A 15703-nucleotide genomic window follows, 5' to 3' on the forward strand; every position below is an offset into this window, starting at 1 on the left:
GTTCACCGTCGCCCGGCCGGCTTGTCGATCAGCCCGGTCAGAATGCCGGCGAGGTCCGCCACGTATTCCTTCATGACCGAGAAGTGCTCACCCTTCGCCCGGTGCACCCCCAGCCCGGCGGTCCGCTCGCGCCACCGCTGGAGGTAGTCGCCGTAGCTCTGGCCGGAGCTGACGACCTCGTGCTCACCCTGCGCCAGCTCGTCGCTGACGATCAGATCCAGGTGACCAGCGTACGGGCGGTCCCGGTAGGACAGCACCATCTCCATCACCTCCTCCCACATCCGCGCGGCGGGCAGCCACATCGTTCCCGCGCCGCGCTCGGGGAGCGTGATCCCGTCGTTGCCGACGATGTCGTCCACGATGTGTTCGAGCAGGGCCAGCGTCTCCTGCCGGAGCACCGAGGTGTCCTCGTCCGGCGGCGCCGCGTCGAGCCGTTCCAGGTTCGTCACGCACTGCTTGATCAGCGCGTACTCCGACCAGAGGTGCTCCTTCTGCCAGGCGTCCTGCCCCGGGTCGAGCAGGATGAAGGTGACCTCCTCGCCTTCGGCCATCAACCGGCTGGCCATCTCGGTGCTCACCCCGCTGCCGCCACACCAGCTGAAGATCCGGTACGGCCCCTGCGGGACCGCCTCCCGCAACTCCGCGAGGTAGCGGGTCGCCATCTCCTCGGTGGACGGCACCGCGCCGGTCGACGGGTCGGGGCCCGGCCATTCGAAGGCGACCACCGGCAGATTCGGATCGAGGTGCTCGGCCAGCCGCCGGTACCAGTGCGCGCTGCCGCCGCCGGGGTGCACACACACCAGTGGCGGCTGGTCGCCGGTGCGGCGCAGCCAGAGCAGCGCCGTGACCGGCTGCCGCTCGCCGTCGATCGACGCGGCGAGCGCCGCGAGCGTGCGGTGCTCGACGAAGCTTCGAACGGTCGTCTCGATGTCGTGCCGGTCCCGCAGCATCGCGATCGCCCGCAACGTCAGCAGCGAGTGCCCGCCGAGGTCGAAGAAGTCGTCGTCACGGCCGACCCGGGGCAGGCGGAAAACCTCGGTCCAGACCTCGGCGACGGCCACTTCCGTGGGCGTACGCGGCGCGCTGTATTCCCGTACCGACGTTGCCGCCGCCGGCCGGGGCAGCGCGGCCCGGTCGAGCTTGCCGTTGTTGTTCAACGGAAGCAGGTCCAGGCGGACCCAGGCCGTCGGGACCAGGAAGCCGGGCACCCGGCTGCGCATCACGTCACCGAGCCGGGCGGGATCGGCCGGGCCGTCCTCGTCGAGCACGACGTACCCGACGAGCTGCTTGATGCCGTCCACGCCCTGGTACGCCGCCGCCGCGGCGGCCCGCACCGTGGGCAGCTCGGCGATCGCGGCCTCCACCTCGCCCAACTCGACGCGGTGCCCGCGAATCTTCACCTGATGGTCGCGCCGCCCGATGAAGTGGATCGTGCCGTCCGGGTCCTGGCGGACCAGGTCCCCGGTACGGTAGAGCCGGTTTCCCGGCGCGTGTCCGGACGGGTCCGGTACGAAGCGTTCGGCGGTCAGGTCCGGGCGGCTCTGGTATCCGCGCGCGACGCCCGGACCCCCCAGCAACAGCTCACCCGGCACGCCGAACGGGACCGGGTCGAGGTTCTCGTCGACGACGTGCACGTAGGTGTGATGGATCGGCTTCCCGACCGGAATGACGTCGGTGAGCGCCGGCAGGGGGAGCCGTGGGTGGACGGTGGCGAACGTGGTGGTCTCGGTCGGGCCGTACCCGTTGCTGACCAGCACGCCGTGTTCCATCGCCTTACGCACCTGTAGCGGCGGCAGCACCTCGCCACCGACCACCACTTCCCGTACCCCGGCCAACGCCTGCGGCCGAACGTCCATCATGGTGTTGAAGAGGCCGGTGGGCAGGCACAGCACGGTCACCCCGTGTCGGCGCAGGAGTGCGTCGAGCTCGTCGGCGGTCGGCGTTTCCGGGGAGACGACCAGCCGGGCCCCGTTGCACAGCGCGCCCCAGACCTCGAACGTCGACGCGTCGAAGGCGAGCGTGCAGATCTGGAGCATGACCTGCTCGGCGTCCAGTTGCGCGTACTCCTGGCCGTGCACCAGCCGTACGACGCCACGGTGCGGGACCAGCACGCCCTTCGGACGTCCGGTGGACCCCGACGTGTACGTGATGTAGGCGAGGTTCTCCGGTGACAGGGTCACCGGTGGCGCGGTGGTCGGCCAGCTGCCGTCCGACCACCAGTCGGAGTCCAGGTTCAGCGTGGTCAGTCCGGCACGCGTCGCGAAACGGTGGGCGTGGGTCGGCCCGCTCACCAGGACCTGGGCGCCGGCATCGTCGAGGAGGTACTCGATGCGGCCATCCGGATACTTGGGGTCGAGCGGCAGGTAGCAGCCGCCGGCCTTGAGGATGCCGAGCAGCGCGACCACCGTGTCGATTCCGCGGTCCATGCAGACCGCGACGGGCGTTTCCAGGCCGACGCCCTGCTCACGAAGCGCCCAGGCCAGCTGGTTGGCCCGGGCGTCGAGTTCGCCGTAGGTCAGGCGCGAATCGCCGCACTCGAGTGCGACGGCGTCCGGCCGGGCCTGCGCCTGGGCCGTGAACAGGTCCGTGACGCACGCCTCGGGCAGGGCGGGCCAGTCCTGCTGCGGCTCGGTGAACCGGTGCGCCGGGGTCGAGCTGAGGTCGACCGGGTTCGCGCCGTCGTCGGCGATCATCGCGGTGAGCAGTTCGAGGAAGGTCTCGCCCAGGGCGGTCAGCCGCTCCTGGGTCGCCCAGCCGGCCCGGCACTCCAGTCGCAGCTCGCCCGGGAAGGTCAACGTGACCAGGGTGAACTCGTTGGGGCTGTCGTCGACGACCGCGCCGAACACGTCCTCCTGCGCGTCGAGCACGTGGAAGTCGAGGTAGGAGAAGATGCTGCTGATCAGCGGCGTACCGGCGCCCCAGGCGCGCTGCATCGCGGGGATCGGGTAGCGCCGGTGTGGCCAGACGGCAAGCTCCTCGGCGAACACGGCGCGCACGAGGTCGCGCCAACGGGGCGTACGCAGATCCACCGCGAACGGCACCGTGTTGAGGTACATCCCCATCACCTCGTCGCCGCGCAGCAGTTCGGGCCGGCCGTTGACGACCAGACCACTGAAGAACCGCCGCTGGCCGGTGATGACGCCGATCATCGCGAGGTGCGCGGTGTGCAGCACGGCCTTGAGCGAGGTCTGCGTCCGCGCGGCCAGCTCACGCAGCCCCGGTTCGAGATGCCGCCAGGACATCCGCAGCTCCGGCACCGGGCCGTGGCCGGCCGGGGCGGTGTCCGCCGGCAACGCGATCCGGTCGTACTCGCCGACCCGGCTGCGCCAGAACTGCTCGTCCGGCCCGGCCGACAGCGATCGCCGTTCCAACCTGACGAAGTCGGCGTACCGTCCCGGGGGCGGGGGCTTCAGCGCGTCGGGGTCCGCGTCCCGGATCGCCCGGTAGGTCTCCCGCAGCTCGGCGATGAGGGAGTGGTGGCTCCAGCCGTCCAGGATGGCGTGGCATTCGGTGTGGGTCAGCACCCACGTCCGCTCCCCGGTGCGGTGCACGTGCCAGCGCAGTTGCGGGGCGTGATCGATGGGCAGCATCGCCAGCTTCATCGTCTCCCGGTACCGCTCCAGGATGTCCTGCTGCTCGGCTTCCGGGAGCTCGCGTAGATCGTCGAAGCCCAGCTCGACCCGCGCCTCGGCGTGGACGAGTTGCATCGGCTCGGTGTAGCCGGACGGGTGGAACGTGGTGCGCAGGATCTCGTGCCGGTCGACCAGCCATTGCGCGGCCTGCTGCAACGCGGCCAGCGAGAACGGGCCGTCGTCGGCGATGTCGAAGCTGGTGACGTTCTGGTACGCCGGGTGCGAGCCGTTGACCAGCATCTCGTACACCATGCCGGCCTGCACCTGACCCATCGGGTAGGCGTCCACCAGGCCGTCGGGGAGCCGGTCGCGGTCGGCCGGATCGAGTTGCTCGAACGGGCCTACCGGCGGCTCGTCCGCACCGGTCGCCGGCCGGTCGGCGAGCGTGGCCAGCTGCGCCGCGGTCTGGTGGGTGAAGATGTCCTGCACCGACAGGTTCAGCCCGCCCCGGCGCAGGGTGCCGATCGCGCGGATGGCCCGGATCGAGTCACCCCCGACGTCGAAGAACCGGTCGTGCACACCGATCCGGTCGATGCCCAGCGACGCCGCGAGCGCCTCGGCGACGACGCCTTCGGCCTCGGTGCGGGGGGCGACGTACGCTCCGGCCGCCCAGGCGCGGCCAGGTGTCGGGGCCGGCAGCGCGCGCCGGTCGGTCTTTCCGCTGGTGGTCAGGGGCAGCGCGGGTAGCAGCTGCCAGTGGCTCGGGATCATCGCCTCGGGCAGTCGGCCACGCAGGAACGACGCCACGTCGCTCACCTCGACGCCGGCGTCGGTGTCCCGGGCGACGAGGTAGCCGACGAGCTGGCCGTCGTGCACCGCGACGGCGACCGCGGACACTCCCGGGTGCTCCGCCGCCACCGCCTCGATCTCACCGAGTTCGACGCGGTGCCCACGGATCTTCACCTGGTCGTCGAGTCGGCCGAGGTAGTCGATCCGGCCGTCCGGCAGGTACCGCGCGAGGTCGCCGGTGCGGTACAGCCGTCCTCCCCCGCCACCGGACTCGGCGAACGGGTCGGGAACGAACCGCTGTGCCGTGAGCCCCGGGCGGCTGAGGTAGCCACGGGCCAACTGAACGCCACCCAGCAGCAGCTCACCCGGCACTCCGATGGGGACCGGTCGCAGGTTCTCGTCGACGATGAAGGTGCGCGTGTTGGCGATCGGCCGTCCGATGGTGACCGGCGTCCCGGGCACGCACCGCACCGCGGTGACGTCGACGGCCGCCTCGGTCGGCCCGTAGAGGTTGTGCAGCTCGCAGCCGATCCGCTCGTGGACGGCGGCGACCAGGTCGGCGGGGAGCGCCTCGCCGCTACAGATCATCCGGCGCACCGACGGCAGCGGCCCGAACGACTCGGCCAGGAACACCCGCAGCATCGACGGTACGAAATGCAGGGTGGTGACCTGCTCGGTGGCGATCAGGTCGGCCAGGTAGTGCGGGTCGCGGTGGCCGTCGGGCCGGGCGATCACCAGCGTGGCTCCGGTGATCAGCGGCCAGAAGAACTCCCACACCGAGACGTCGAAACTGTACGGGGTCTTCTGCAGCACCCGGTCGGAGTCGTCCAGCCGGTAGGCGTCCTGCATCCAGCGCAGCCGGTTGACGATCGCGCGGTGGGTGACCACGACGCCCTTGGGCCGGCCGGTCGAGCCGGACGTGTAGATCACGTACGCCGGGTGGTCCGGCCGCGCCGGGGCCGGGCTCGCCGGTGCCGATTCCCTGCCGCTGATGGCCGGTTCGCCGTCGGTGAGCACGATTGTGACACCGGCGTCGGCGCACATGTAGTCCCGGCGCTCGGCCGGGTGGTCCGGGTCCAGCGGCAGGTACGCGCCGCCGGCCTTCTGGATCGCCAGCAGGGCCACCACCAGCTCGACACCGCGCCGGCGGCACACGCCGACGATCGACTCCGGCCCGACGCCCGCGTCGACCAGGTACCGCGCCAGTCGGTCGGCCCGCCGGTCCAGTTCGGCGTAGGAGACGTCCTCGCCCTCGAAGCGGAGGGCGACGGCGTCCGGGGTCCGGGCCACCTGCTGCGCGAACAGCTCCGGCAGGGTGCCGGTCGGGTACGCCACCTCGGTCTCGTTCCACGTCCGCAGCACCAGCTCCCGCTCCGCCGGTGGGGACTCGACGAGCTGGCTGATCGGTGCGTCCGGCGTGGCCGCGATGCTGCCGACGAGAGCGGTGAAGTGGCTCGCGAACCGCTCGACGGTGTCCCGGTCGAACAGCGCGGTGGCGTAGTTCAGGAAGCCGGTGAGGGTGCCGTCGGGCTGGTCGACGACCACCAGGGTCAGGTCGAACTTGGCGTCGCTCTCGCCGACCGGAAGTTCCTCGGCGCGCAGTTCGCCGACGCGGCGGGCCGTGGCATCCCCGTTGGCCCACAGGAACATGGTCGAGAACAGCGGCGTCCGGGACGCGTCGCGCACCGGGGCCAGTTCGTCCACCAGCCGTTCGAACGGGAGCTCCTGGTGGGCGTAGGCGCCGAGCGCCATCTCCTTCACCCGCCCGAGCACCTCGCGGAAGGACGGGTCACCGGACAGGTCGGTGCGCAGCACCAGCGTGTTGAGGAACAGCCCGATCAGGTCCTGCACCTCGGCCCGGTCGCGACAGGCCACCGGGGTGCCGATCGTGATGTCGTTGCTCCGGCCGAACCGGCCCAGCGTGATCGCGTACACGGCCATCAGCACCATGAACGGCGTCGCGCCGGACTGGCGGGCGAGTTCGTGCAGGGCTCGGGCGTCCGGCGCGGACACCGCGAACGGGACCAGGTCGCAGGCGCTGTCCCGGACCTGTGGGCGGGGCCGGTCGAGCGGCAGCTCCAGCGCGGTGGCGCCGGCCAGCGCCTGCCGCCAGTAGTCGAGCTGACGGTCCAGCTTGGCACCGGACATCGCGTCGCGCTGCCACGCGGCGAAGTCCGCGTACTGCACCGGTAGTGGCGCCAGCGGGGACGGCCCGCCGGTCAGCGCGGCGGTGTACAACCGGTCGAGTTCCCGCCACAGCACCTGCTCGGACCAGCCGTCGAAGGCGATGTGATGCAGGGTCACCACCAGCGCGTGCTCCTCGTCGGCCAGCCGCGCGAGGGTGCCGGTCAGCACCGGGCCGGTCGCCAGGTCGACGGGTGCCCGGTCGTGGGTCATCCAGCCGGCGATCCGCTCGTCCTGCGCGGCGGTATCGAGGCCCCGCAGGTCCACCTCGTGCAGCGTGGCCGGCTGCGGCGGGTCGATCACCTGGCCCGGCTCACCGTCGACCACCACGTAGCGGGTGCGCAGCACCTCGTGCCTGGCCACGATCGCGTCCAGCGCCGCCCGCAGCGCGGCGGGCTCCAGCGGCCCGAACAGGCGCAGGCCGGCGCTGGCCAGATACTCCGTACCGCCCGGCCGGACCTGGTCGAGAATCCACAGCCGACGCTGCGCGAACGACAGCGCGGGCGGCGTCTCCCGCGAGACCCGGGTGATCCCCTCGTCCGGCGCGGCGGTCGCGGCGCCTACGAGCCTGCGCCGAAGCAGTTCCGCGCGCAGACCGGCTCGATCGATTGTCTCAGTCACAGGGCACCATCCTGGGAAAGCAGTTCGCTCATCTGGGCGTCGGTCAACTCGTCGAGTTCCGCCGTGATCAGGTCGGTCACCACCACCGCCAGCTCGGCCACGGTGGTCGCCTCGAACAGGCAGCGCAGCGGGACCTCCACGGCGAAGGCCGCCCGCAGCCGGGCCAGGACCCGGGTGGCCAGCAACGAGTGCCCACCGAGTCCGAAGAAGTCGTCGTCGACGCCGACCCGGTCGACGCCGAGAATCTCCGACCAGATCCCGGCGATGGTCTCCTCCGCCGGGTCTCGCGGCGCCACGTACCCGCGGGCACCGTCGAGTTCGGACGGTTTCGGATCCGGCAGCGCCGCCCGGTCGACCTTCTTGCTCGGCGACAGGGGCAGGGCCGCGACGGTGACCCAGGCCGACGGGATCATGTACGAGGGCAGCGACTCCCGGAGGTACGCCCGCAGCTCGTCGAGGTCGGGTCCGGTGTCGTGGGGCCACTCCAGGTAGGCGACGAGCCGTTTGTCGCCGGGCCTGACGTCCCTCGCGACGACGGCGGCCGCGGGCACCGCGGGGTGCCTGGCCAACACGGCTTCGATCTCGGCGAGTTCGATCCGGAAACCCCGGATCTTCACCTGGGTGTCGAGGCGGCCGAGGAAGTCGACAGCGCCGTCCGGCCGGAGCCGCACCAGGTCGCCGGTGCGGTAGAGGCGCGCTCCCGGTTCGGTGGCGAACGGGTCGGGCACGAACCGCTCCGCGGTCAGCTCCGGCCGGTCGTGGTAGCCACGGGCCAGGCGCACGCCGCCGAGGTACAGCTCACCGGGTACCCCGACCGGAAGCGGACGCATCTCCGCGTCGAGCACGTACACCTGGGTACCGGCGGCCGCCCGGCCGATGTGCAGGGTGGCCGTGCTGCGCTCGTCGGCGAGATCGCCCGAGACGGGGTTGAACATGCAGGTGACGGTCGCCTCGGTCGGCCCGTAGGTGCAGAGGAACCGGCCGGGCAGGCCGGTCGCCGCCCAGCGTTGAGCGTCGTCGACGGTCACCACGTCCGAGCTGACGTTGATGGTCTTCATCGCGGTGAGCCGGTCCACGCCGGACTCCATCATCTCCCGGTAGTACGCCGGGGTGATCTCCATGACCGTCACGCCGTACTGCGCCAGCTTGGCCGGCAGCTCGCTCGGCGTCCAGAAGACCGGGTCGCTCACCACGATCGTGGCGCCGGTGACCAGGGTGGCGCCGATCTGATCCATCGCGACGTCGAAGGTGAGCGCCGAGAGCTGCACGACCCGTTCGCCCGGGCGGATGCCGTACTGGTCGGCGACCACCCGGCAGTGGTGCGCGTACGCCCGGTGCGAGATCATCACGCCCTTGGGGCGGCCGGTCGACCCGGACGTGTAGATGATGTACGCGAGGTTGTCCGGCACCGTGACGGTTGCCAGGTCGGTCGTCGGCCGGCCGCTCGCCCGGTCCCCGTCGTCGACGACCAGCACCGGCCGGTCGTGCCCGGCGAACCGGTCGGCGAACCTGCCGGTGGTCACCACCAGCTGTGCTCCGGCGTCGGCGAGCATGTAGCGCAGCCGCTCCGGCGGATGTTCCGGGTCGAACGGCGCGTACACCCCGCCGGCCTTGAGCACCGCCAGCAGCACCACGACCGGGGCGATCCCACGCTGAAGGCACGAGCCGACGACGACCTCCGGGCCGACCCCCAGCGCACGGAGCTGGTGCGCCAGCTCGTTGACCCGGGCGTTCAGCTCGGCGTAGCCGAGCCGCTCGGCGCCGAACACCACGGCGGTCGCCTCCGGAGTCCGGGCCGCCCACTGTTCGAACAGCTCCGGTACCGAGAGGTGCCGCTCGCCGGGCGGGTCGAGCAGGTCCAGCCGGTCCGCGTCCGGGTCCGCCCACTGGTGCACGATCGTGTGGCGTTCGTCGGCCGACAGCAGATCCAACTCGCTGATCCGGGCCTGCGGGGCGGCGGTCACGCCGCCCAGCAGGCGTAGGTACTGGCCTGCGAGGCGTTCGATCGTCGAGCGGTCGAACAGCGCCGTGGCGTACTCGAACCAGCATTCCAGCCGGCCGTCCGGCTGCTCCATCACGGACAGGGTGAGGTCGAACTTGGCCACCGACAGGCCGCTGTCCAGGCCGGTCGCGGCGCAGCCGGCGAGGGTGGACGCCGCGTTGCCGGCACCGGTGTGCTGTACCTCGAACATGATCTGGAACAGCGGGTTGCGGGACAGGTCGCGGTCCGGTTGCAGGGCGTCGACGAGGTGTTCGAACGGCACCTCCTGGTTGGCGAACGCCTCCAGGGCGCTCCGGCGGACCCGGTCGACCAGGTCCAGGAAGGTCGGGTTCCCGCCCAGGTCGGCCCGGACCACGAGGTTGTTGACGAAGAAGCCGACCAGGTCCTCGGTCTCCGGCCGCGTCCGACCGGCGACCGGGGTGCCGATCGCGATGTCGGTGCGGCCGGTGTGGCGGCTCAGCAGCACGTCGAACGCGGCCAGCAGCACCATGAACATGGTTGCGCCGGTCTGGTTGCCCAGCTCGCGTACTGCCGCTCCGGTGGTCTGCGGGATATCGACGATCAGCATTTCGCCGCGCAGGTCACGCCCGGGCTGGCGGGGCCGGTCGGGGGTCAGCTCGACCGGCACGAGCCCGGCGAGCCGGTCTCGCCAGTGCTCGATCTGGTTGCCGATGCTGCCGTCGGCCTGCCGGTCGCGTTGCCAGGCGGCGAAGTCGGCGTACTGCACCGGAAGCGGCTGCGTCGACCACTGGGTGCCGGCGAGCCCCGCCGCGTACGCCTCGTTCAGCTCACGCAGGAGGATGCCGAGCGACCAGTTGTCGAAGGCGATGTGGTGCAGGGTGATCGCGACCAGGTGTTCGTCGGCCGCCGTGTGCACGACCGTGACCCGCAGCGGACGCTCGTCGGTGAGGTCGAACGGCCGGGCGCTCACCGCTTCGATGATCGTCCTGGCGCGCTGCGCGGCATCCGCGGTGCCGGTCAGGTCCACCACGTCGAAGGGCACCGGGCCAGGGGGATCCACGAGTTGCAGCGGAACGCCGCTGTCCCCGACGTAGCGGGTGCGCAGCACCTCGTGCCGGGCGCTGACCTGCTCTACCGCGCGGCGCAGCGTCGCGGTGTCGAGCGTTCCGGTGAGGTGGTACACCAGGGGAACCAGGTATTCCGCGCTACCCGGTTCGAGCTGGTCCAGGAACCACAGTCGTTGCTGGCCGAACGAGGTCGGCAGGGCGCCGTCGCGGGGTACGGGCACGATCTGCGGCTCGCTGTCGGGTGTCGTGCCCGCGTCGATCGCCGCGGCGACCCGCTCCACGGTCCGTCCCTCGAACAGGGTGGCCACCGTCAGCTCCAGCCCGAACCGGCGACGCAACCGGTGCGCGAGCCGGATCGCCAGCAGCGAATGACCACCCAGCGCGAAGAAGTCGTCGGCGACGCCGACCCGCTCGGCCCCGGTCAGCTCGCCCATCAGCGTGGCGACGGCTCGCTCGGTCTCCGTCCGGGGAGCGACGTGACCGGGGGGCACGTCATCGGGCTCGGCGTGATCCGGGTCGTCGCCGGGCGGGCGGCTGCCGGGGTGCGGCAGCGCCGACCTGTCGACCTTTCCGTTGGGCAGCGACGGGAGCGCGGCCAGCGGGACGATGCTGGCGGGAACCATCGCGGCGGGCAGCCGGGTGCCGAGGAATCCGGACAACTCGTCGATCTCCACCGTCCCGGCGGCCGGCACCACGTAGCCCGCGAGTTCCAGGTCGCCGGTGACGGACCGGTAGGAGGTGACCACGGCCGCCGCGACCGACGGATGTGCCCGGAGCGCGGCCTCCACCTCACCGGGTTCGACACGCACGCCGCGCACCTTGACCTGCGCGTCGAGGCGGCCGACGAACTCCAGGACCCCGTCGTCACGCCACCTGGCGAGGTCTCCGGTGCGGTACCACCGCTGGCCGGGCCGGGTGGCGAAGGGGTTCGGGGTGAAGCGTTCGGCCGTGAGGTCGCCGCGCGCGGCGTAACCGCGGGCGAGGCCGACACCGCCGATACACAACTCACCCGGTACGCCGATGGGCGCGAGCCGACCGGCGGAGTCCACCACGTACAGGTCGACGCCGGGCAGCGCGGCACCGATCGGAACCGTACCGTCGCTCCCCCCCCGTGCGTAGCGCCACGCGGTCACGTCGATCGAGGACTCGGTCGGGCCGTAGGTGTTGTACACCTCCACCTCCCGCACGCCGAGCAGTCGCTCGCACAGTTCGGTCGGCAGCGGCTCCCCGGCCGAGCACACCAGCCGCAGCGCGTCGCAGGCGGCCAGCTCCGGCTCCTCGACCACGGTGCGCAGCACGGACGGGACGAGTTGCACCACGGTGACCCGGTACGCGGCGAGGGCACCGACCATCACGGCGGTGTCGCGGTGCGCGTCCTGCGGCGCCATCACCACCGAACCGCCGGACACCAGCGGCGCCAGGAACTCCCACATCGACGCGTCGAACCCGATGGTCGTCTTCTGCAGCACCCGGTCGGTACCGGTGAGCGCGAACTGGTCCACCGCCCACAGCACCCGGTTCCGGATCCCGCCGTGACTGATCACGACGCCCTTGGGGCGGCCGGTGGAGCCGGAGGTGTACATGACGTAGGCGGCGTTCGCGGCGTCGAGCGCCACCGGCGGCGGTGGCGTGGCGCGGGCGATGTCGTCCCACTGCTCGTCGAGCAGCACCACCGGGGTCTGCTGCGGGATCCGCTGTCGCAGCGCCGTGTCGGTGAGCACCAGTTCGACGCCGGCGTTCTCGATCATGAACTCGAGTCGCTCGTCGGGCAGGTCGGGTGCGAGCGGGACGTAGACCGCGCCGGCGGTGAGCGAGCCGAGCAGCGCGACCACGAGATCGGTACCGCGGTGCAGGGCGACGCCGACGGCGGTTTCCGCGCCGACTCCGCGGCTACGCAGGAAGCTGGCCAGGTTGTCCGACCTGGACCTCAGCTCGGCGTAGGTCAGCTCGGTGTCACCGCAGACCACGGCCACCGCGTTCGGCGTGGCCTCGGCCTGCGCCCGGAACAGGTCCGGCAGCAGCGCGTCGGCCGCTGCGCGCGGCGCGGGGTGCCAGCCGAGCAACTGCTGCTGTTGCGCGGCCGCCACGGTCGGCACCTCGCGCAGCGGCTTCTCCGGCGCCGCCGCCAGGTTCTCCAGCAGCGCCACGTAGTTGTCGGCCATCCGCTCGATCCGGGCCCGGTCGAAGAGCGCGGTCGGATAGGTGATCCGGGCGACCCAGGATCCGTCCGGCTCCTCGGTCATCTGGAGCGACATGTCGAAGGTGGCACTGCGTACGGGGGTCGGCACCCAGTCGACCTCGACGCCGGGCAGGCTCAGCGGCTCCCCCTGGCCGTTCAGGACCGCGAACCCGACCTGGAAGAGCGGGTTGCGGGACAGACCGCGGTCCGGCGACAGTTCGGCGGCCAGGCGTTGCAGGGGCACGTCCTTGTGGTCGAAGGCGTCCAGGGCCGTCTCGCGGACCCGGCCGAGCAGCTCGACGAAGGTGGGATCGCCGGACAGGTCGGTCCGCAGCACCACCGTCTGCGCGAGCGAGCCGATCACCGGCTCCAGCTCGACCCGGTTCCGCCCGCTGGTCGACACCCCGACACCGAAGTCGAGCTGGTCCGCGTAACGGCTGATCAGGAGCTGGTAGGCGGCCAGGAACACCATGAACGGGGTCGCCCGGGCGGCGCGTCCCACGGAGCTGATCCGGGCCGCCAACGGAGCCGGCACCGCGAACGCCACCACGTCGCCGGCCGGCTCCCAGGCGGCGGGGCGCTGCCGGTCCGTGGGCAGGTCCAGTGACGGCAGTCCGGCCAGTCGCTCACGCCAGTAGTCCAGGTGCCGGACGATCGCCGCGTCGTTCGCGTCCCATCGGCTCCGCTGCCAGTCGGCGAAGTCGGCGTACTGGAGCTCCAGCGGCGCCAGGGGCGACTTCTCGCCGGCGGCATGGGCCGCGTAGAGCACGCCCAGTTCCCGGGCCAGGATGCCCAGCGACGGGCCGTCGAAGGCGATGTGATGCACCACCAGCATCAAGATCGCGTCGGTGGGGGAAAGCTGCACGAGGGTCAGCCGCCAGGGGGCGGATTCACGCAGATCGAGCGGCGTGGTCACCGCCGCCTCGCCGATCTCCCGTACCCGTCGGTCCTGTTCAGCTGCCGGGTACCCGGTGAGGTCCACCACCGTGAGGTCGGCCGCCGTCGGCTCGTCGATGATCTGCACCGGCTGTCCGTCAACAGTCGAATAGCGGGTACGCAGAATCTCGTGCCGGCCGGCGATGTCAGTGAAGGCGGCGGTCAGCGCCGCCCGGTCCAGCGGCCCGCGCAGCCGGAATCCCCAGTGCAACAGGTACTCCTGGGTGCCGGACCGGACCTGGTCGAGAAACCACAGCTGCTCCTGCTCGAACGACAGTCGGAGCTGGTTGTCGGTTTCGAGGATGTCAGTCATGCGCACACCTGCTGCTTCGTCGGTAGGAAGTCATCCAATGTGGTGCCCAGGCCGCGGCCCGACGCCGAACGCCGGACCAGGTCGGCCACTGCCAGATCCAGGCAGCCGAGACCGAACGGGGAGAACACCGTCACGGCTTCGTCGCTTCTGACGTACCGCTCACCGGCCACCAGGACTTCGCCGAGCGAGGCGGCGATGAAGTCGCGGTGGCCGGCTTCCTGTTGGGCCAGATCCAGCGAGGTCGCGGCCCGGCACACGTGGTCCGCGTCGTCGACGATGTTCACGCTGGAACGGATCGAGTCGGTGGTGAGGTCACGCAGGGACAGGTGCAGCACCAGCGTTCCCGGGCGGCAGTGCTCGGTACCCAGGTGCGGGGCGCTCGCCGTCGTAGCCAGGCACACCAGCTTGTGGCGGGCCATGGCGTCGGCCGCGTGCTCGGCCACGTCGATCTTCAACGTCGGCCAGACCGACCGCGCCTCGGCGGCGAAGGACTGCGCCCGTTCGGCGCTGAGGTCGTACAGGGTCACCGTGTCCAGCGTCGGCAGCACGGTGCGCAGATATCTCAGCACCTCGAAGTTGATCGGACCGCAGCCGACGAGCGTCACCGCGGATTCCGGGCTGGACGAGGAGAGCGTGGACGCCGCCAGGGCGGCGCTCGCGGCCGTACGCCCGGCCGAGATCGCCGACGCTTCGAGGATCGCCTCCGGCACGCCGGTCTGTACCGAGTTCAGGATCATCACGGCCGAGGCCCGGTGCATCCCCCGGTCGAGGTTGCCGGGGAAGGATGACACCCACTTCACCCCGCAGGTCGGCGTCTCACCGCCCAGATAGGCCGGCAGCGCGATGATCCGCTCGCGCTCTCCGTCGGGGAAGCGGAGGAAAACCGACTGCGGTACCCGCGTACGGCCCACCGCGTGCGACCGGTACGCCGCCTCCACCGCGGACACCACATCGCGCTCGCCCCCGTCGAGGACGGAACGGACCTCATCTGCTCCGAGAATCAACATGGCGCCACCTCCATGTCGGGCTTGGTCCACAGGTGCGACACGTCACCGAAGTACGTCATGACCCAGTCGTCGTCGTAAATGGTGTCGAGGTACCGCTCACCGCGGTCGGGAAAGACCATCGCGCAGGTGGCCCCGGGTCGGATCTGATCGCGCATCTGATCCAGGCCCGCCACGACGGCGCCCGACGAGCCACCGACGAGAATCGCCTCGCGGGCGGCCAGCCTGCGACACGCCACGATCGCGTCGAGGTCGTCGACTCGGACCACGATGTCGGCCAGATCGCTGCGGTACAGCTTCGGACGCACCGATGCGCCGTGGCCGGGAATCATCCGCCACCCCACCGCCGGGCCGAATATCGCGCTGCCCAACGCGTCCACCGCCACGATGGTCACCGGCAGTTGGTGCGTCCGGATGTATTCGGCGCACCCCCGCAGGGTGCCGCAGGAACTCGTGGCACAGAACAGGTAGTCGATGTCCGGCAGGGCGCGCACGATCTCTCGTACGGTCGTACGGTGTGCCTGCGGGTTGAGCGGGTTCGAATACTGGTCCGGGCAGTACGCGTGATCGATCGTCGCGACAAGTTCACGCACCCGACGGATACGGACGGGCAGGTACTCTCCGGTGGCCGGGTCGACATCGGTGACCACCTCGACCTGCGCGCCCAGCGCCCGCATGATGGCGATGTTGTCCTTGTTGGTGCGCGGGTCCACCACACAGATGAAGCGGATTCCGTAGTACCCGCAGACCTGCGCGAGTCCGATTCCGAGATTGCCGGAACTGGACTCGATCACCACCGATCTTCCGGGTACGAGCCGCCCGTCGTGTATGCGTTCTCGCAGCATCTCCAGCGCCGAGCGGTCCTTGATACTGCCGCCCGGATTGTGCGACTCCAACTTTGCGAACGTCCTGAACGGACTCTCGGGGTCGAGCTTCACCAGCTCGACGATCGGTGTCGCTCCGATGGTCGCCAGCACTCCTGACCCGGTGGGGGTTTGTTCGGTCATAGAGCCGCTCCTCGAATTGCATCCGCCGCGATGCGCCTACTACGAGATTCCTCCGCACCATCGAGACA

The 15703-nt window shown here is 71.1% G+C and carries 4 protein-coding genes; all 4 read right to left on the reverse strand.

Translation table 11 applies throughout. From position 1 onward, the window contains the following. Positions 1–2: 2 nt before the first annotated feature. Genes KBX50_RS06770 through sbnA form a run of 4 tightly spaced genes read right to left on the reverse strand, consistent with a single transcriptional unit; the run spans position 3 to position 15635 of the window. Positions 3–7166, reverse strand: coding sequence for a non-ribosomal peptide synthetase (locus KBX50_RS06770; protein ID WP_210935542.1), 7164 nt, complete (start codon positions 7164–7166; stop codon positions 3–5). After that, complete coding sequence (locus KBX50_RS06775; RefSeq protein ID WP_210935543.1) at positions 7163–13624, reverse strand: non-ribosomal peptide synthetase; 6462 nt, start codon at positions 13622–13624, stop codon at positions 7163–7165. Before KBX50_RS06775 ends, KBX50_RS06770 begins: the two co-directional genes overlap by 4 nt. Beyond that, positions 13621–14631, reverse strand: coding sequence for a 2,3-diaminopropionate biosynthesis protein SbnB (gene sbnB, locus KBX50_RS06780; RefSeq protein WP_210935545.1), 1011 nt, complete (start codon positions 14629–14631; stop codon positions 13621–13623). Before sbnB ends, KBX50_RS06775 begins: the two co-directional genes overlap by 4 nt. Next, complete coding sequence (gene sbnA, locus KBX50_RS06785) at positions 14625–15635, reverse strand: 2,3-diaminopropionate biosynthesis protein SbnA (RefSeq protein ID WP_210935546.1); 1011 nt, start codon at positions 15633–15635, stop codon at positions 14625–14627. Before sbnA ends, sbnB begins: the two co-directional genes overlap by 7 nt. Positions 15636–15703: the final 68 nt, after the last annotated feature.

Origin of the sequence: Micromonospora sp. C51, assembly GCF_018070435.1 — a bacterium.
Classification (GTDB): domain Bacteria; phylum Actinomycetota; class Actinomycetes; order Mycobacteriales; family Micromonosporaceae; genus Micromonospora; species Micromonospora sediminimaris.